Origin of the sequence: Aromatoleum toluvorans (assembly GCF_012910905.1) — a bacterium.
In the GTDB taxonomy this organism is placed as follows: domain Bacteria; phylum Pseudomonadota; class Gammaproteobacteria; order Burkholderiales; family Rhodocyclaceae; genus Aromatoleum; species Aromatoleum toluvorans.
Genome location: NZ_WTVN01000017.1, coordinates 32,387 through 50,136, shown reverse-complemented (window position 1 = coordinate 50,136; position 17,750 = coordinate 32,387). Strand labels below are relative to the sequence as shown.

At 67.2% G+C, this 17,750-nt stretch carries 18 protein-coding genes; 7 read left to right on the top strand and 11 right to left on the bottom strand.

Annotated features, from left to right (window positions below):
* Positions 1 to 4 precede the first annotated feature (4 nt).
* Together GPA22_RS12295 and GPA22_RS12290 are read left to right on the top strand one after the other, a co-directional pair.
* Entirely contained in the window at positions 5 to 457 is a 453-nt protein-coding gene (locus GPA22_RS12295; RefSeq protein ID WP_169256361.1) for a hypothetical protein, read from the top strand.
* 64 nt (positions 458 to 521) lie between these two features.
* Entirely contained in the window at positions 522 to 1,280 is a 759-nt protein-coding gene (locus GPA22_RS12290; RefSeq protein WP_169256360.1) for a HesA/MoeB/ThiF family protein, read from the top strand.
* Positions 1,281 to 1,290: 10 nt separating this feature from the next.
* On the opposite strand, the gene ribD is transcribed toward GPA22_RS12290, so the two are convergent.
* From ribD to pmbA, 5 genes are all read right to left on the bottom strand, one after another.
* The gene (gene ribD, locus GPA22_RS12285) at positions 1,291 to 2,385 is read right to left on the bottom strand and encodes a bifunctional diaminohydroxyphosphoribosylaminopyrimidine deaminase/5-amino-6-(5-phosphoribosylamino)uracil reductase RibD (RefSeq protein ID WP_169256359.1); all 1,095 of its coding nucleotides are present in this window, start codon (positions 2,383 to 2,385) and stop codon (positions 1,291 to 1,293) included.
* Positions 2,366 to 2,875, bottom strand: a complete 510-nt coding sequence (gene nrdR / locus GPA22_RS12280; protein ID WP_169256358.1) for a transcriptional regulator NrdR — start codon at positions 2,873 to 2,875, stop codon at positions 2,366 to 2,368. Before nrdR ends, ribD begins: the two co-directional genes overlap by 20 nt.
* A 99-nt stretch (positions 2,876 to 2,974) precedes the next feature.
* Positions 2,975 to 4,225, bottom strand: a complete 1,251-nt coding sequence (gene glyA / locus GPA22_RS12275; protein ID WP_169256357.1) for a serine hydroxymethyltransferase — start codon at positions 4,223 to 4,225, stop codon at positions 2,975 to 2,977.
* Positions 4,226 to 4,302: 77 nt separating this feature from the next.
* On the bottom strand, positions 4,303 to 4,941 hold the full coding sequence (locus GPA22_RS12270) for a histidine phosphatase family protein (RefSeq protein WP_169256356.1): 639 nt from the start codon (positions 4,939 to 4,941) through the stop codon (positions 4,303 to 4,305).
* Between the two features lie 66 nt (positions 4,942 to 5,007).
* Positions 5,008 to 6,348, bottom strand: a complete 1,341-nt coding sequence (pmbA, locus tag GPA22_RS12265; RefSeq protein ID WP_169256355.1) for a metalloprotease PmbA — start codon at positions 6,346 to 6,348, stop codon at positions 5,008 to 5,010.
* 61 nt (positions 6,349 to 6,409) lie between these two features.
* On the opposite strand from pmbA, the gene yjgA reads away from it, so the two are divergent.
* On the top strand, positions 6,410 to 6,985 hold the full coding sequence (gene yjgA / locus GPA22_RS12260; protein WP_169256354.1) for a ribosome biogenesis factor YjgA: 576 nt from the start codon (positions 6,410 to 6,412) through the stop codon (positions 6,983 to 6,985).
* A 29-nt stretch (positions 6,986 to 7,014) separates the two neighbouring features.
* Complete coding sequence (gene mog, locus GPA22_RS12255) at positions 7,015 to 7,605, top strand: molybdopterin adenylyltransferase (protein WP_169256353.1); 591 nt, start codon at positions 7,015 to 7,017, stop codon at positions 7,603 to 7,605.
* A gap of 135 nt (positions 7,606 to 7,740) precedes the next feature.
* On the opposite strand, the gene GPA22_RS12250 is transcribed toward mog, so the two are convergent.
* From GPA22_RS12250 to GPA22_RS12235, 4 genes are all read right to left on the bottom strand, one after another.
* Entirely contained in the window at positions 7,741 to 8,421 is a 681-nt protein-coding gene (locus tag GPA22_RS12250) for a protein-methionine-sulfoxide reductase heme-binding subunit MsrQ (RefSeq protein ID WP_169256352.1), read from the bottom strand.
* Positions 8,422 to 8,449: 28 nt separating this feature from the next.
* A complete protein-coding gene (gene msrP / locus GPA22_RS12245; protein ID WP_169256351.1) occupies positions 8,450 to 9,394 on the bottom strand; it encodes a protein-methionine-sulfoxide reductase catalytic subunit MsrP in 945 nt (314 codons plus the stop codon).
* A 99-nt stretch (positions 9,395 to 9,493) separates the two neighbouring features.
* On the bottom strand, positions 9,494 to 10,261 hold the full coding sequence (locus GPA22_RS12240) for an anti-sigma factor family protein (protein ID WP_169256350.1): 768 nt from the start codon (positions 10,259 to 10,261) through the stop codon (positions 9,494 to 9,496).
* A 2-nt stretch (positions 10,262 to 10,263) separates the two neighbouring features.
* A complete protein-coding gene (locus tag GPA22_RS12235; RefSeq protein WP_169256349.1) occupies positions 10,264 to 10,767 on the bottom strand; it encodes a sigma-70 family RNA polymerase sigma factor in 504 nt (167 codons plus the stop codon).
* Between the two features lie 273 nt (positions 10,768 to 11,040).
* Between GPA22_RS12235 and aroG the strand changes: the two genes are divergently transcribed.
* On the top strand, positions 11,041 to 12,126 hold the full coding sequence (aroG, locus tag GPA22_RS12230; protein WP_169256348.1) for a 3-deoxy-7-phosphoheptulonate synthase AroG: 1,086 nt from the start codon (positions 11,041 to 11,043) through the stop codon (positions 12,124 to 12,126).
* 119 nt (positions 12,127 to 12,245) lie between these two features.
* Here aroG and GPA22_RS12225 read toward each other — a convergent pair whose 3' ends face one another.
* Positions 12,246 to 12,797 (bottom strand): cob(I)yrinic acid a,c-diamide adenosyltransferase, encoded by a 552-nt coding sequence (locus GPA22_RS12225; RefSeq protein WP_169256347.1) that lies wholly within the window; start codon positions 12,795 to 12,797, stop codon positions 12,246 to 12,248.
* Between the two features lie 199 nt (positions 12,798 to 12,996).
* Between GPA22_RS12225 and GPA22_RS12220 the strand changes: the two genes are divergently transcribed.
* Complete coding sequence (locus GPA22_RS12220) at positions 12,997 to 13,155, top strand: hypothetical protein (RefSeq protein ID WP_169256346.1); 159 nt, start codon at positions 12,997 to 12,999, stop codon at positions 13,153 to 13,155.
* A 116-nt stretch (positions 13,156 to 13,271) separates the two neighbouring features.
* Positions 13,272 to 15,893: an alanine--tRNA ligase gene (alaS, locus tag GPA22_RS12215; protein ID WP_169256345.1), complete on the top strand. Its 2,622-nt coding sequence runs from the start codon at positions 13,272 to 13,274 to the stop codon at positions 15,891 to 15,893.
* 386 nt (positions 15,894 to 16,279) lie between these two features.
* Here alaS and GPA22_RS12210 read toward each other — a convergent pair whose 3' ends face one another.
* A complete protein-coding gene (locus tag GPA22_RS12210; protein ID WP_169256344.1) occupies positions 16,280 to 17,671 on the bottom strand; it encodes a phosphomannomutase/phosphoglucomutase in 1,392 nt (463 codons plus the stop codon).
* Positions 17,672 to 17,750: the final 79 nt, after the last annotated feature.

Below are 17,750 nucleotides of genomic sequence, written 5' to 3'. Positions count from 1 at the left end.
CGGGATGCGCCGTGAAACCGCGTACAAACTGGCCGGCCGCCATCATGAGCACCCCGTGGCGGCGGCGGGTCTCCTCAAGGAGCGGGAAATCCGCTTCGCCGGGTATCCCCCCCGACAGGTCCAGCAGGCGCTGCAATCGCTGCGCCTGCTGAAGGGGCTGACTGCGGCACCGCATGGCGAGCGCGAACATTCCATCGTCGTTTCCTATTCGGTGCTCGAATTCTCGCTCGAGGTGCTGGAAGACGCGCTGCGTGACGCCGGTTTCCACCTCGAGAACTCGCTGTACGCCAGGCTCGTGCGCGCCGTCGTCTACTTCTGCGAGGAAACGCAGCGCCACAACGTGGCGTCGCCCGAGCGGCTGATCAAGCAGTCGAACGAGGTCTACGTGAAGGTGTATGAGTACCACCTCCACGGCGACCACGACGACACGCCGCCGGAATTCCGTGAATACAGGTAAGCCCGGTTCGACCGGGCGGTGAAATGCCGGCGCCGTTCCCGGCATCGTGTGGATCTTTGTGCCGATGAACGACGATCAGCTGCTCCGCTACAGCCGCCATATCCTGCTGCCCGAAATCGGCGTCGAAGGCCAGGAGGCGATCCTGGCGGCGCGTGTTCTGGTCGTCGGCGCCGGCGGGCTGGGGTCGCCCGCGGCGATGTACCTCGCCGCAGCGGGAGTCGGCACGCTGGTCCTGTGCGACAACGACACCGTCGATCTCACCAACCTGCAGCGCCAGATCCTGCACAGCGCGGAAGGCGTCGGGCGCCTGAAGGTCGAATCGGGTCGCGACACGCTGTTGCGCCTGAACCCGTTTGCGCGCGTGGAGACGCTCGCCCGGCGGCTCGAGGGCGAGGCGCTCGATGCGCAGGTGGCGGCGGCGGACGTGGTGCTCGACTGCTCCGACAATTTTGCCACTCGCCACGCGATCAACCGCGCTTGCGCGCGGTATCGCAAGCCGCTGGTGTCCGGTGCCGCGATCCGTTTTGATGGCCAGGTGTCGGTTTTCGATCTGCGTCAGGCGGAAAGCCCGTGCTACCACTGCCTGTTCCCCGAAGGGCAGGAGATCGAGGAGATCCGCTGCGCGGTGATGGGGGTGTTCGCGCCGCTGACCGGCATCATCGGTGCAACGCAGGCGGCCGAAGCCCTGAAGCTGCTGGTCGGCTGCGGAACGACGCTGGACGGGCGTCTGCTGCTGCTCGACGGGCTGAGCATGGAATGGCGCAGCGTCTCGCTCGGGCGCGATCCGGGCTGCGAGGTGTGCGGCAGTCGGGGCGAAGCCTGAGCCCAGCCGCTCAGGCCGGCAGGGGGCGCGCGATCAGCCGCAGGTCGCCGCCGATGCGCTGCACGTCGCGCAGGTCGAGGCGTATGGCCTTGTCGAGGGCGCTCAGTTCGGGGAGGTTGAAGAGGCCCTGCGCGGCATCCCCGGTCAGCATCGGCGCCATGTAGAGCACGATCTCGTCGACGCAGCCTTCGCGCAGCAGCGCGCCGTTGAGCCTGAAGCCGGCTTCGGCGTGGATCTCGTTGAAACCGCGGCGCCCGAGTTCGCGCATCAGCGCCGGCAGGTCGACCTTGCCGGCGGCGTCGGGCAGCACCACGACCTCGACGCCGCGCGCGGCCAGGGCTGCCACCTTCGCTTCGTCGGCGACCGCCGCGGCGACGAGGCATTTCCCGTCCTGCAATATCTTCGCCGAGAGGGATACGTCGAGCTGCGCGTCGATGAGGATGCGTTGCGGCTGGCGTTCGCAGGGTACGGCCCGCACGTTGAGTTGCGGGTCGTCGGCGCGCACGGTGCCGATGCCGGTGAGCACCGCGCAGGCGCGCGCGCGCCAGCGGTGGCCGTCGCGGCGTGCCGCTTCGCCGGTGATCCACTGGCTCACGCCGTTGTTCAGCGCGGTCTTGCCATCGAGGGTGCTCGCCGCCTTCAGGCGCAGCCACGGCCGGCCGCGCGTCATGCGCGAGACGAAGCCGATGTTGAGTTCGTGCGCTTCGGCGGCCATCAGCCCGCTTGCCGCCGGGATGCCGGCTTCGCGCAGCAGCGCCATGCCGCGGCCGGCGACGAGCGGGTTGGGGTCCTCCATGGCCGCGACCACGCGCGCGATGCCGGCGCGGATCAGCGCTTCGGCGCAGGGCGGGGTGCGGCCGTGATGGGCGCAGGGTTCCAGCGTCACGTAGGCGGTCGCGCCGCGGGCGGCATCGCCGGCCATCTTCAATGCCTCGATTTCGGCATGCGCTTCGCCGGCGCGACGGTGCCAGCCTTCGCCGACGATTTCTCCCTCGCGCAGCAGCACGCAGCCGACGCGCGGGTTGGGCGTGGTGGTTTCCAGTCCGCGTGCCGCGAGCTGCAGCGCACGCGCCATCGCGCGGTGATCAGTTGCCGAAAAGGTCATTCTCGGTGTCGTCCGGGTTGGCCTTGCGTCCGCGCTTGGGGCGCGCCTGCACCTCGCGGATCACTTCGGAAAACTCATCGACGTCGGCGAAATTGCGATAGACCGATGCGAAGCGGATGTAGGCGACCTTGTCGAGCTTCTTGAGCTCCTTCATCACGAGTTCGCCGATCTTCTCGCTGGGGACTTCGGTCTCGCCCATCGACAGCAGCTTCGCCTCGATGCGGTCGACCGAGGCCTCGAGCGCATCGAGGGTGACGGGGCGCTTGCGCAGCGCGAGCTTCAGGCTGCTCGTGAGCTTGTCGTGGTCGAACTCCGTGCGCATGCCGTTGCGCTTGATGATGTGCGGCATCTTGAGGTCGATGCGCTCATAGGTCGTGAAGCGCTTGTCGCAGTGCGCACAGCGGCGCCGGCGGCGGACGACCTCGCCGTCCTCGTTCTCGCGCGTGTCGGTGACCTGGGTGTTCGGGTCGCCACAGAACGGACACTTCATGGTGTGTGTCGGCCCTTTTTCAACTCACACAAAAAAACGGGGCGTGCCGCTCGCGGACGGCACACCCCGATTGTTCACGCAGGCCTGTCTGCCCGCGGATTACTTCCCATACACCGGGTGCCTGGCGCACAGTTCCGCGACCTTGCCGCGAACGCGCGTGAGGACCGCTTCGTCTTGCGGGGCGTCGAGGACGTCGGCGATCAGGTGCGCGATCTGCTCGGCTTCGATCTCGGTGAAGCCGCGGGTGGTCATCGCCGGCGAACCGATGCGGATGCCCGAGGTGACGAAGGGCTTTTCCGGGTCCTTCGGGATCGCGTTCTTGTTCACGGTGATGTGCGCGGCACCCAGCGCGGCCTCGGCGGCCTTGCCGGTGATGTTCTTGGCGCGCAGGTCGACGAGGAATACGTGGCTTTCGGTGCGGCCCGAGACGATGCGCAGGCCGCGCTCCTCGCCGAGCACGCGCGCCATGACGCGGGCGTTGGCGATGACCTGTTCCTGGTAGTTGCGGAACTGCGGGCCCAGCGCTTCCTTGAAGGCGACCGCCTTGCCGGCGATGACGTGCATGAGCGGGCCGCCCTGCAGGCCGGGGAAGATCGCGGAGTTGATGGCCTTTTCATGCTCGGCCTTCATCAGGATGATGCCGCCGCGCGGGCCGCGCAGCGTCTTGTGCGTGGTCGAGGTGACGACGTCGGCGTGCGGAACCGGGTTGGGGTAGTAGCCCGCGGCGATCAGGCCGGCGTAGTGGGCCATGTCGACCCAGAAGATCGCGCCGATCTCCTTCGCGATCTTCGCGAAGCGTTCGAAGTCGATGCGCAGCGAGTAGGCGGAGGCGCCGGCGATGATGATGCGCGGCTTGTGCTCGCGCGCCAGACGCTCCATCTGATCGTAGTCGATCTCTTCCTTGTCGTTCAGGCCGTAGGCGACGACGTTGAACCACTTGCCCGACATGTTCAGCGGCATGCCGTGGGTGAGGTGGCCGCCTTCGGCGAGGCTCATGCCCATGATGGTGTCGCCGGGCTTGGCGAAGGCCATCAGCACCGCTTGGTTGGCCTGCGAGCCGGAGTTCGGCTGGACGTTCGCGGCATCGGCGCCGAAGAGTTTCTTGAGGCGGTCGATGGCGACCTGCTCGACGACGTCGACGTGCTCGCAGCCGCCGTAGTAGCGCTTGCCCGGATAGCCTTCGGCGTACTTGTTCGTGAGCTGGGAACCCTGCGCTTCCATCACGGCATGGGAAACATAGTTTTCCGAGGCGATGAGTTCGATGTGGTCTTCCTGGCGACGGTTTTCGGCCTGAATGGCCGCCCACAGTTCGGAATCGACCTTGGCGAGAGTGTCTTGCGCAGAGAACATGAAACGGTCTCGAGGGGGTGATTAAAAAGAAATATTAGCACGCGCAAACAGTGCAGGCGCGGATCAGGTGTGCTGCGTCAGGCGTTCGGAAGTTCGTCCCGGGTGCCCTCGAGGTGCCCGCGCTCGGCCCATGACACGAGGTGCCAGGTGTCGCCGTCGTATTCGATCCAGTTGAGGGCGGCGTTCGGGATGGTGAAGTCGCGCGGGGCGTCGAGTGCCTTGCCGGCGGCAAGGCGATGCACGATGTCGAGCACGCCGCCATGCGTGACGACGAGCACCTGTTCGCCAGCGTGGTTGTTCGCGAGTTCGGTGAGGGCTTCAGCGACCCGGGCGGAGAACTCGGCGAGGCTCTCGCCGCCCCCGGGAAAGGTGAAGAGCGGGTCGCGCTGCTTGAAGCGGCGATAGTCGTCGGGAAAACGCGTTTCGGCTTCGGAGTAGGTCAGACCCTGGAAGGCGCCGTAGTTGCGCTCGCGCAGGCGATCGTGGAATTCGACGGCGGCGGCGCGGTTGCGCGTGATGGCGGTCGCGGTCTGGCGCGCCCGTTGCAGGTCGCTGCTGTAGACGGCGGCGAAATGCACGGTCGCGAGGCTGGCGGCGGTGGCCGCGGCCTGTGCCTCGCCGACGGGATTCAGGGGGATGTCGAGATGTCCCTGAAGCCGCTGTTCGGCATTCCAGGAGGTTTCTCCGTGCCTGACGAGGCAGAGGCGAGTTTTCATTGTCCGATGTTCCTGGGTGAAGCGCAGGGATGCCTGGTGCGCGTATCCGCCGCCCGCGGGGTCCGCTCAACTGCCGGCAATCTTCATGCGCTCGATGAGGACCGAGCCGCAGAGTTTCGCTCCGCGCGGCAGGGCGTCGTTGCCGATGGCGACGATGCTGCGGAACATGTCGCGCAGGTTGCCGGCGATGGTGATCTCTTCGACGGCGTGCTTGATCTTGCCCTTCTCGACCCAGAAGCCGGCGGCGCCGCGCGAGTAGTCGCCGGTGACGTAATTGACACCCTGGCCGAGGAGCTCGGTGACGACGAGGCCGCGGTCCATGTGCTTGACCAGCGCGGCGAAGTCCATGTCGCCCGGCTTGACGATGAGGTTGTGCGAGCCGCCGGCGTTGCCGGTGGTCTGCAGCCCGAGCTTGCGCGCGGAATAGGTCGACAGGAAGTAGCCTTGCAGCACGCCGTCGGTGACGACTTCGCGGTCGCGCGTGACGACGCCGTCGCTGTCGAAGGGGCTGGAGCCGAAGGCCTTGGGCAGGTGCGGGCGTTCGGAGATATTCACGAGCGGCGAGAAGACCGGCTGGCCGAGGCTGTCGAGCAGGAAGGAGGACTTGCGGTACAGCGAGCCGCCGCTCACCGCGTAGACGAAGTTGCCGATCAGCGCGACGGCGAGCGACGATTCGAACAGCACCGGCACTTCGCAGGTTTTGATCTTCTTCGCGCCGAGGCGGGCCAGCGCGCGTTCGGCGGCGCGCTGGCCGACCGATTCGGCCGACATCAGCTCCGCGGCGTCGCGGCGCGTGTCGTACCAGTATTCGCGCTGCATGCCGTCGCCTTCGCCGGCGATGACCGAGCACGAGACGCTGTGGCGCGAGCTGGCGTAGCCGCCCATGAAGCCGTTGCTGTTGGCGGAGATGAAGTGCGACTCCTGCGTCGAGACGCTCGCGCCTTCCGAGTTGGTGATCTTCGGGCTGGCGGCGAAGGCGGCATCCTCGCAGCGGCGCGCGGCGGCGATCGCGTCGTCGACGCCGGGGCGCCACGGGTGGTGCAGGTCGAGATCGGGGCAGTCCTTCGCCATGAGGGACGCGTCGGCGAGCCCGGCGCAGGGGTCGGGGGCGGTGAAGCGCGCGATCGACACCGCTGCGTCAACGGTCGCCTTCAACGCCGCCTTCGAGAAATCCGACGTGCTCGCGTGGCCGCGCTGCTGCCCGAGATAGACCGTGACGCCGATGCCCTTGTCGCGGTTGTACTCGATCGTGTCGACTTCGCCCTTGCGCACCGTCGCGGACTGGCCGAAGCCTTCCGAGACATCGGTTTCGCAGGCCGACGCACCGCGCTTCCTGGCGAACTTGAGGATGTCGCTGGCGATTTCCTGCAGGCGGTCGGAGGTGAAGGAGAAGCCTTGATCGGACATGGGCGGGAGACCGTTGAGCAAAGGCTATAATCTTACCCCGTTCCCACCGACTGTACTTTTCATGAGCCACGCCCACCACGACGAAATGCTGCCGGACGACGATTCGGGGTTTGCGGAGCGGCCGAGCAAGAGCCAGCGCAAGCGCGACATGCACGCGTTGCAGGATCTGGGCGAGCAGCTGGTGGCCTTGTCGCTGGATCAGCTGAAGAAGGTGCCGATGCCGGATTCGCTCGCGGATGCCGTGCGCGAGGCCAAGCGCATCACGAGCCACGAGGGGCGCCGGCGCCAGATGCAGTATGTCGGCAAGCTGATGCGCAACGTCGATCCGGCGCCGATCCAGGCGCAGCTCGACGTGTTCAATGGCATCTCGAAGGCGGAGATCGCGCGCCAGCACCGCCTCGAGCGCCTGCGTGCGGACCTGCTGGAGGACGAGAAGACGCTGCACGCGATCGCCGAGCTGTGGCCTGAGGCCGATTTCCAGCAACTGCGCACGCTGCGCCGCAATGCGCTCAAGGAGCGCGAGCAGAACAAGCCGCCGCGGGCGTTCCGCGAGATTTTCCGCATCCTGCGCGACCTCGATGCGGGGGCGGCGGGCGAAGGCGAGACCCCGGCGGCCGACGACGCGGCCGAAGAATGAGCGGGGGAAGACGCACAATGGGAGGCATCATGAGCGACGAAATCACCATCGGCCTGGTCTCGATCAGCGACCGGGCTTCCGACGGCACCTACGAGGACCAGGGCATTCCGGCGCTGAAGGAGTGGCTGTCGAAGGCGCTGACTTCGCCGTGGCGCGTCGAGACGCGGCTGATCCCGGACGAGCGGCCGATGATCGAGCGCACGCTGACCGATCTCGCCGACACGGTCGGCTGCTCGCTGATCCTCACGACCGGCGGCACGGGGCCGGCGGTGCGCGACGTGACACCCGAGGCGACGCTGGCGGTGGGCGAGAAGGAGATGCCGGGCTTCGGCGAGGAGATGCGCCGCATCAGCCTGAACTTCGTGCCGACCGCGATCCTGTCGCGCCAGGTGGCGGTGATCCGCGGCAAGTCGCTGATCGTGAACCTGCCGGGGCAGCCGAAGTCGATCCGCGAGACGCTCGAAGGGCTGCGCGCCCCGGACGGGTCGGTCGCGCATGTCGGCATCTTCGCCGCGATTCCCTACTGCATCGACCTGATCGGCGGGCCTTACGTCGAGACCGACGAGGCCGTGATCAAGGCTTTCCGGCCGAAACACGCGATCCGGCCGAAGCTGGGCTGAGCTGCTCGCGGACGCCCTCGGCTTCGAACCGCCCCCGCCGCGGCATGTTCCGCGCTTCGTTGGCGCGTGGCGGACGCCTCAGCACGAAACACGCCGCGACGGGGGCTGCGTTGCGGTGGCGCCCCCGTCGATTCACTACTGCGGTGACTTGACGACGAGCGGGATGACTTTCCCGCCTGGCATCGGCCGCGGCATGTTCGCGGCGATCTGGCGGCGGCGTTCGAGTTCGCGCCACCACCCGCGCATGCCCAGCAGGGTCGCGAGGATCAGGCCGTAGATCATCGGTTCGAGGATGTCGGCCTTCACCAGCCACCAGTAATGCACGATCGCGAGGATGCCGATCCCGTACACCGAGCGGTGCAGCGATTGCCAGCGGCGTCCGCCGAGGCGCCGGATGGCGTAGTTGTTCGACGTGACGGCGAGCGGGGTCAGCAGCACGAAGGCGGCGAAGCCGACGGTGATGAAGGGGCGCTTCATGATGTCGTGCGCGATCGAGTTCAGGTCGAAGAACTGGTCGAGCCAGAAATACGTCGTGAAGTGCAGGCTGGCGTAGAAGAACGCGAACAGGCCCAGCATGCGGCGCAGGCGCAGCAGCCAGTTGAGTCCGGTGAGCTTGCGCAGCGGCGTCACCGCGAGCGTGATCAGCAGGAAGCGCAGCGTCCAGTCGCCGCTCGCGTGCGTGATCGCTTCGATGGGGTTGGCGCCGAGTGCGTCGGCGAACCAGCGCTGCAGGTTGAGCGCCAGCGGCACGAGGCACAGTGCGAAGAGGGCGGCCTTGATCGCGGCGAGCTGAGCGGCGGTCGGGGTCTTGGTCATGGGCGCGGGAAGGAAGGTCGGAGGAAGGTCAGAAGAACCTGCGCAGGTCCATGCCCTGGTACAGGCTCGCGACCTGTTCGGCATAGCCGTTGAACATCAGCGTCGGGCGCTTGCGGAATTCGCCGAGGCGGCGCTCGGTGGCCTGGCTCCAGCGGGGATGGTCGACCGTGGGGTTCACGTTCGAATAGAAGCCGTACTCGTTCGGGGCGGCCTTGTTCCATGCGGTACGGGGCTCCTTCTCGACGAGGCGGATCGCGACGATGGATTTCGCGCTCTTGAAGCCGTATTTCCACGGCACCACGATGCGCACCGGTGCGCCGTTCTGGTTCGGCAGCACTTCGCCGTACAGCCCGAGCGTGAGCAGCGTCAGCGGATGCAGCGCCTCGTCCAGACGCAGGCCCTCGGTGTAGGGCCAGTCGAGCACCGGGCGGCGCATCATGATTTTAGGGTCGTACTGGGTCACGAACTCGACATACTTCGCGCTGCCCTGCGGTTCGACCTGCCTGAGCAGGGCCGATAGCGGAAAACCGGCCCACGGGATGACCATCGACCAGCCCTCGACGCAGCGCAGGCGGTAGATCCGTTCCTCCAGCGGGGCGAGCTTGAGCAGATCGTCGATGTCGAACGTGCGGGGCTTGCCGGCGAGACCTTCGACGCGCACGGTCCACGGGCGGACCACCAGGCTCCCGGCATTCGCCGCCGGATCCTCCTTGTTGGTGCCGAATTCGTAGAAGTTGTTGTAGGTCGTGACCGACTTGTAGCCGGTCTGGGTATCGTCGGTGCTGAGCGGCGAGCGTGCCAGCGGGCCGAGCTTCGCAGCCGCCGCGCGCGCGTCGGGGAGGAGGCCGGCCCACAGTGCCGCGCCCGCGGCGAGGGTCGCGCCGGCAGCGCCGAGAAAGCGCCGGCGGTCTTCGAACAGGGCGCGCGGGGTGATTTCGGACGGCGGAATGTCGCTGGGCTTGAGGATCTGCATCGCGTCGTTGCAAGGAGTGAAAGCTGCTGATTCGGCACCCGCATGATGCCGAAGTTCCGTGTGAGCGGGGAATTTCACCCGTTTGCCCGGGCGCGCGTGCTACGGCGAAATCTGGTGATAGACGCTGTTTGCGAGCGGCAGCAGCGTGTCACGTCCGAACTGGCCCGAGAGCGCGTAGGCGAAGCGGCCGTCCACCCAGTAGAACACGCCGACGTCGCCCTGCTGCGCGTAGCGGAAGGCGGTCGTCGCGGCGCCGTCGTCGCGCACGCTGAGATACAGCGTGAGGCGGCGCCCGCCGTCGTTCTCGTACATGAACTGTGCGCCGGGGCCGTCGGGGGTGGGCAGCAGGCGCCCGCCGAGCAGCGCGAACCCCTGGTCGTGCAGGTCGGGCAGCTTCACCGGCGCGCCGAGGCGCTTGGTCAGCCAGGCGACGAGGTGCTGCTCCTGGTCGGCGCTGACCTCGACGGGGTGGCGGATCTCCGGCGCATAGACGGCGTGCGCGACGGCGGCGCGATGCGGCAGGGAGGCGAGGGTATCGACGTCGGACGAGCCGGACTGGCCCAAGTGGTAGCCCAGGCCGGCGCCGGTGAGCGTCCCGAGCGTGGTCCATGCGACCATGGCGGCAAATCTCAGGGCGGGCAGGGGCTTGCGGCGTACGACGGCGGCGCGCAGGCGTGCCGGGATCGGTTCCTCGAGGAGCGCAGCATAGCCACTGCGCAGCGCTTCGGCGTTCGAGCGCCATGCCTCGACGCGTTCGATGCGCGACGGATCCTCGGCGAGCCAGGTGTTGACCTCGCCGCGGCGGGCGGCACCCAGTCGTCCGTCGACCCAGGCGTGGAGATCGTCTTCGCAGATAGGGTGTCGCATGGCTATTTCACAACCTTCAGGTAGTCGGGTGCCGCGGATTGCCCGGCGAGCACCTGGCGCAGGCGATCCCGTGCGCGCGACAGGCGCGACATCACGGTGCCGATGGGGATGCCGAGAATGTGGGCCGTGTCCTCGTAACTCATGTCTTCCAGTGTCACCAGCAGCAGCACTTCGCGCTGCTCGGGCGACAGTTGCTGCAATGCGCGTTCCAGTTCGCGCAGTTCGATGGCATCCGTCTGCTGCGGTCGTACGGCGACCTCGGGCAGGTCTTCGGGGGGGCGAAAGTCCATGGTGCCCGAGGCGCGGTACTGATTTACGAATACGTTGTGCATCATCGTCAGCAGCCAGGCGCGCAGGTTGCCGGGGCGCCACAGGCGTCCCTTGAGCAGCGCGCGTTCCAGCGTGTCCTGCACCAGGTCGTCGGCGCGCGTGGCGTCACCCGTCAGGCCGCGTGCATAGCGGCGCAGGCGCGGGATCTCGGCGAGCAGTGCGTCGTCGGAGAACATGCTGCGGCGCCTGCGTCAGGCCGGTTCCGGACGTGTGCCCGGAGCCGGGCAGGCGGGATTCGGGCGGTGTCGCGTGCTCATGCCAGGCGCTCCTTGCGTGTTCGTTACGTCATGAACATCCGGGGTGTCCCGTTTATTCCATCCGGGGTGCGGTGATGGCGATACTGCCACAGCCATGCCTTGTGCGGCGTGTCGGCGCCGAGGCACAGCGCCCGGCGCCGATCTTGGGCTAGAATCGAACGTTCGCCAATGCCACCCGACAGAGTTTTAGCCATGCCTGCTTCAGTCAAGATCCATATCGATGACGTCCGCATCAAGGAGATCAAGGAGCTCGTGCCGCCCGTTCACGTGCTGCGCGAGTTTCCGGCGACGCCCAAGGCCGCGGAAGTCGCGTTTGAGGCGAGGCAGGCGATCCACCGCATCCTGTACGGTGCCGACGACCGTCTGCTGGTCGTGATCGGGCCCTGTTCGATCCACGACATCGACGCGGCGCTCGAATATGGACGTAAGCTGAAGGCCGAGGCGGCCCGCTTCAAGGACGAACTCCTCGTCGTGATGCGCGTGTATTTCGAGAAGCCGCGCACGACCGTCGGCTGGAAGGGCCTGATCAACGACCCTTACCTCGACAACAGCTTCCGCATCAACGAGGGCGTGCGGCTCGCGCGCAAGCTGCTGTGGGAGATCAACGAGCTGGGGCTGCCCGCGGGCACCGAGTTCCTCGACATGATCACGCCGCAGTACATCGGCGACCTGATCTCGTGGGGGGCGATCGGCGCGCGCACGACGGAAAGTCAGGTGCATCGCGAGCTGGCGTCGGGGCTGTCGTGCCCGGTCGGTTTCAAGAACGGCACCGACGGCAACGTCAGGATTGCCGTCGACGCGATCAAGGCGGCGCAGTCGCCGCACCATTTCCTGTCGGTGACGAAGGCCGGTCATTCGGCCATCGTGTCGACGCTCGGCAACGAGGACTGCCACGCGATCCTGCGCGGCGGCAAGACGCCGAACTACGACGCCGCGAGCGTCGATGCGGCCTGCACGGAACTGGCCGCTTCGGGCGTGCCGGGCAAGGTCATGATCGACTTCTCGCACGCCAACAGCCGCAAGCAGCACCGCCTGCAGATCGATGTCGCGCGCGACGTGGGGGCACAGATGGCGGCGGGCGAGGACCGCATCGTTGGCGTGATGGTCGAGTCGCACCTCAAGGAAGGGCGTCAGGACCTCGTGCCGGGCAAGGAGCTCGAATACGGCAAGAGCATCACCGATGCCTGCATCGGGTGGGAGGACAGCGTGACGGTCCTCGAAATCCTTGCCGAGGCGGTGCGGCAGCGCCGGATCAGCCACGGGGCCGAGCTCGAGTAAGGCAGGCCGCATTGCGCGCGGCGTGATCGCGGCGCCCCGCTTCCTGTCGCCGGAGCGATCCGGTCGGGGCGCCGTCCCTGTCGTTCCGGCCGCTGCGACGGCGCGGAAAGATCAGACCGTCAGGCGTTCTTGCGCTTCTGCCACAGCACGTCGCCGCGGCCGCCGGCGCGGTTGAGCACGCGCCCGAGCACGAACAGCAGGTCCGAGAGGCGGTTCAGGTACTGGCGCGGACCGTCATTGACGGCCTCCTCGAGCGCCAGCGCGACGAGCGAGCGTTCGGCGCGGCGGCATACCGTGCGCGCGTGGTGCGCCAGCGCGGCGGGGCGGGTGCCGCCGGGCAGGATGAAGTCCTTGAGCGGCTCGAGCGGCTCGTTGAGGCGGTCGAGTTCCTGCTCGAGCTTCTCGACCTGCTTCGCCGTGATCATGCTCATGCCCGGGATGCATACTTCGCCGCCCAGGTCGAAGAGATCGTGCTGGGCGTCGGTCAGCAGCTCGCGGACGTCTTCCGGCAGCTCCTCGCACAGCAGCACGCCCACGGCCGCGTTGAGTTCATCGACTTCGCCGAGCGCGTGGATGCGCAGGCTGTTCTTGGAGACGCGCTTGCCGTCGCCCAGTCCGGTGGTGCCGGCATCGCCGGTGCGTGTGTAAATCTTCGAGAGTCGGTGGCCCATCGGGAATTTCCGTATTTTTTGCAGGGAAGCACCTGATTATAGGCGAAGGGCGCCCCGGTCGAGGACACCGGGAAGGTTACCGTTGTTTCATTGACTTACCAAAGATTTCATCGTGTTACCGCATCCGTCGCATCCGCACCACAGAATGCGCCGGCCTTTAATCACAAATGCGGTCCCCGATGACCCCAAGGAGAGTCTTATGAAGTTGCGACAAACCGAGTTCTTCAAGCAATTCACTTCGGTCGTAGCCGGAACCTTCCTTCTGGTGATGACCTACGCGTTCATCGAAATCCCGCTGACGCTCAACGCGTCGGTGGCCGGCCTTCAATCCCACAGCGTGGCGACGCAACTGGCATGACACCCTACACTCCCCGCGACGCCAGGCGTCGCGGGTGAAACGGGTGGGCTTCGGTTAGAATTGTCGTTTCTGAACGACGAGGCGCCGACCGGGCGCCGGACAACCGAATTCCTGCCATGAAAAGCGCCGAAATCCGCGAGAAATTCCTCAAGTTCTTCGAGTCGAAAGGCCACCAGATCGTCTCCTCCAGCTCGCTGGTGCCGCACGAGGATCCCACCCTGCTGTTCACCAACGCGGGGATGAACCAGTTCAAGGACGTGTTCCTCGGCTTCGACAAGCGCCCGTATTCGCGCGCAACCACCTCGCAGAAATGCGTGCGTGCCGGCGGCAAGCATAACGACCTCGAGAACGTCGGCTACACCGCGCGGCATCATACCTTCTTCGAGATGCTGGGCAACTTCAGCTTCGGCGACTACTTCAAGCGCGACGCGATCACGTATGCGTGGGCGCTGCTGACCGACGAGTTCAAGCTGCCCAAGGACAAGCTGTGGGTCACCGTCTATGCCGAGGACGACGAGGCCTACGACATCTGGACCAGGGAGGTGGGCGTGCCCGCCGAGCGCGTGATCCGCATCGGCGACAACAAGGGCGCGCGCTACGCCTCCGACAATTTCTGGATGATGGGCGACACCGGCCCCTGCGGCCCGTGCACGGAGATCTTCTACGATCACGGCCCCGAGATCTGGGGCGGCCCCCCGGGATCGCCCGAGGAGGACGGCGACCGCTACATCGAGATCTGGAACAACGTGTTCATGCAGTTCAACCGCGACGAGGCGGGCGTGATGCATCCGTTGCCCAAGCCCAGCGTCGATACCGGCATGGGCCTCGAGCGCATCTCGGCGGTGCTGCAGCATGTGCATAGCAACTACGAGATCGACCTGTTCCAGAACCTGATCCGGGCTGCGGCGCGCGAGACGAAGACCGCGGACCTCGACAGCCCGAGCCTGAAGGTGCTCGCCGACCACATCCGCGCCTGTTCCTTCCTGATCGCCGACGGCGTGATCCCCGGCAACGAGGGGCGCGGCTACGTGCTGCGCCGGATCATTCGCCGCGCGATCCGCCACGGTTACAAGCTGGGGGCGCGGGCAGCGTTCTTCCATCGCTTGGTGGCGGATCTGGTCGTCGAGATGGGCGACGCCTATCCCGATCTGAAGGCGGCCCAATCGCGTGTCGTCGAGATCCTGAAGCAGGAAGAGGACCGTTTCTTCGCGACGATCGAGAACGGCATGACGATCCTCGAAGCCGAGCTCGCGGAGATGTCCGCGGCCGGCAACCGCGTGTTCAACGGCGAGACGGCGTTCAAGCTGCACGACACCTACGGCTTCCCGCTCGACCTGACGGCAGACGTGTGCCGCGAGCGCGAAGTGACCGTCGATGCGATTGCGTTCGATGCGGCGATGACGCGCCAGAAGGAGCAGGCGCGCGCGGCCGGCAAGTTCAAGATGGCCGCGAACCTCGAGTACGAGGGGCCGGCGACGACCTTCCACGGCTACGAGCGGCTGGAGGAGCGCGGCAACGTACTGGCGCTGTACAAGGACGGGGCCCCGGTCAACGAGCTGGCCGAAGGCGAAATGGGGGTCGTGGTGCTGGACAACACGCCCTTCTACGCCGAGTCGGGCGGCCAGGTCGGCGACCGCGGCGAGCTGCGCGGTGCCGCGGGGATCTTCGCGGTCGAGGACACGCAGAAGATCCAGGCAACGGTGTTCGGCCACCACGGCGTCGTCAAGACCGGCCGCCTGTCGGTGGGACAGGGCGTGACGGCGAAGGTCGATGCGGCGGCGCGCGCGCGCACCCAGCGCAATCATTCGGTCACGCACCTGATGCACAAGGCGCTGCGCGAGGTATTGGGTGCGCACGTGCTGCAGAAGGGTTCGCAGGTCGATCCGGACAAGACGCGTTTCGACTTCGCGCACACCGCGCCGATGACGCCGGAGGAGATCCGCGAGGTGGAGGAGATCGTCAATGCCGAGATCCTCGCCAACGCGGCGACCGATGCGCGCGTGATGCCGATCGAGGAGGCGCAGAAGACGGGCGCGATGATGCTCTTCGGCGAGAAGTACGGCGACGAGGTGCGCGTGATGTCGATCGGCTCGACGCGGGAACTGTGCGGTGGCACGCACGTGGCGCGCACCGGCGACATCGGTCTGTTCAAGATCCTGTCGGAAGGCGGCGTTGCGGCCGGCGTGCGCCGGATCGAGGCGGTGACGGGCGAGCTGGCGCTGCAGTACGTGCAGGAGCAGGAACGGCGCGTTCAGGGTGTGGCGGCGCTGTTGAAGACTCAGCCGGACGAGGTTGCGGAACGCGTCGCCGCCATGCTGGAGAACGTGCGTGCGCTGGAGAAGGAGCTGGCGCGCCTGAAGTCGAAGCTGGCGGCGAGCCAGGGCGACGATCTGGTGGCGCAGGCGGCCGACGTGAAGGGCGTGAAGGTGCTGGCGGCGATGCTGGATGGTGCCGACGTGCCGACGCTGCGCGAGACGATGGACAAGTTGAAGGACAAGCTGAAGTCGGCGGCGATCGTGCTGGCGTCGACGGCCGACGGCAAGGTGAGCCTGATCGCGGGCGTCACGGCCGACCAGACGGCGAAGGTGAAGGCCGGCGAGCTGGTGAACTTCGTCGCGCAGCAGGTGGGCGGCAAGGGCGGTGGTCGGCCGGACATGGCGCAGGCGGGCGGCACCGAGCCGTCGAAGCTGCCGGCGGCGCTGGCGGGGGTTGCGGACTGGGTGGCCGGGAAGCTGTAAGCCGCTGCCTCTTTCGGCCGCGTTGAAATCGGGAGCCCCGTCGGTCTTTGGCTGACGGGGCTCTTGTGCTTTCAGGGGGCGGGTTGATGGAGGGCCAGACTCCGTGGTCGGCGTCGTCGCCTTCCCCCTCCGGGCAGGCGTTCGCGGCCTTCGGCTTCCCGCCGGCCAGACCGTTGCGGGGGCGTCGGCGCAAACTCGGGCGCTGCGCGCCCTCAGACATGCGCCGCCGTTTTCCCCCCGCAACGGCCCGGCCGGCGGCGCTCTCGACAGCCCTGCGGGGGAAGGCGACGACGCCTTGCGTGGTGCTGGGGCGTTGGCAAGAAAAAGGCCCCGATCCTTGCGGATCGGGGCCTTGTGTTTGTTGTTGTTCTTGTTATCGGATGATCTTAGAACGGCAGCTTGAGGCCGGGCCAGACTTGCTCGATCGCGGCGCGGAAGGCGTTCTGGATGCGGGCGATCGCGGCCTCGTTGTCAGCTTCGAATCGTAGCACGACCACGGGCGTCGTGTTGGAAGGACGTGCGAGGCCGAAGCCGTCGGCGTATTCGACGCGCACGCCGTCGAGGGTGATGACTTCGCTCGCGCCGTCGAAGCGCGCGGTTTCCTTCAGGCGGCGCACGAGTTCGAAGGGCTCGCCCTCGGCCATCTTGATGTTGAGTTCCGGCGTGCTGACGGCGTCCGGCAGGTCCTTGAGGACCGCGCTGGGGTCGGCGTGGCGCGACAGGATCTCCAGCAGGCGTGCGCCGGCGTAGAGGCCGTCGTCGAAGCCGAACCAGCGCTCCTTGAAGAACACGTGGCCGCTCATTTCGCCGGCGAGCGGGGCGCCGGTTTCCTTGAGCTTGGCCTTCACGAGCGCGTGGCCGGTGTTCCACATCGTCGGCTTGCCGCCGTGCTGGCGCACCCAGCCGGCGAGGTTGCGCGTGCATTTGACGTCGTAGATGATCTCGCCGCCCGGCACGCGCGACAGCACGTCGGCCGCGAACAGCATCAGCTGGCGGTCGGGGAAGATGATCTCGCCGTCCTTGGTGACGACGCCGAGGCGGTCGCCGTCGCCGTCGAAGGCGAGGCCGAGTTCGGCGTCGGTTTCCTTCAGGGCGCGGATCACGTCCTGCAGGTTCTCGGGCTTGGACGGGTCGGGGTGGTGGTTCGGGAACTTGCCGTCGACTTCGCAGAAGAGTTCGACGATCTCGCAGCCGAGGCGGCGGAAGAGTGCGGGGGCGACGGCGCCGGCGACGCCGTTGCCGCAGTCGATGACGATCTTCATCGGGCGTGCGAGCTTGACGTCGGAGACGATGCGCTCGAGGTAGGCGTCCACCACTTCTTCCTTGCGCAGGCTGCCCTCGCCGTGCACGAGGTCGTTCTCGACGATGCGGCGGCGCAGGTCCTGGATGAGGGGGCCGTACAGCGTCTGGCCGCCGAGCACCATCTTGAGGCCGTTGTAGTCGGGCGGGTTGTGGCTGCCGGTGACGCTGACGCAGGAGTCGGTGCCGAGCTGGTAGGCGGCGAAGTAGGTGAGCGGGGTCGGCACGCAGCCGATGTCGACGACGTCGACGCCTGCGGCGCGGATGCCGTCGGAGAGCGCGCCGGCGAGCTCGGGGCCGGACAGACGGCCGTCGCGGCCGACCGCGATGGCGCGCTGGCCGCGTGCGACGGCTTCGGAGCCGAGGGCGTGGCCGATGGCGCGCACGGCGTCGACAGTCAGGCTGCGGTCGACGATGCCGCGGATGTCATAGGCCTTGAAGATTTCTGCCGCCGGTGCGGCGTAGGAAGTCGGGGTCATGTTCAAAGCGTGTTTGTCCAGGGTAGTGGATCGGAGGCCGGGATGGCCTGCGCTGCGGTCGGGCCGGCCGACGGGCGCA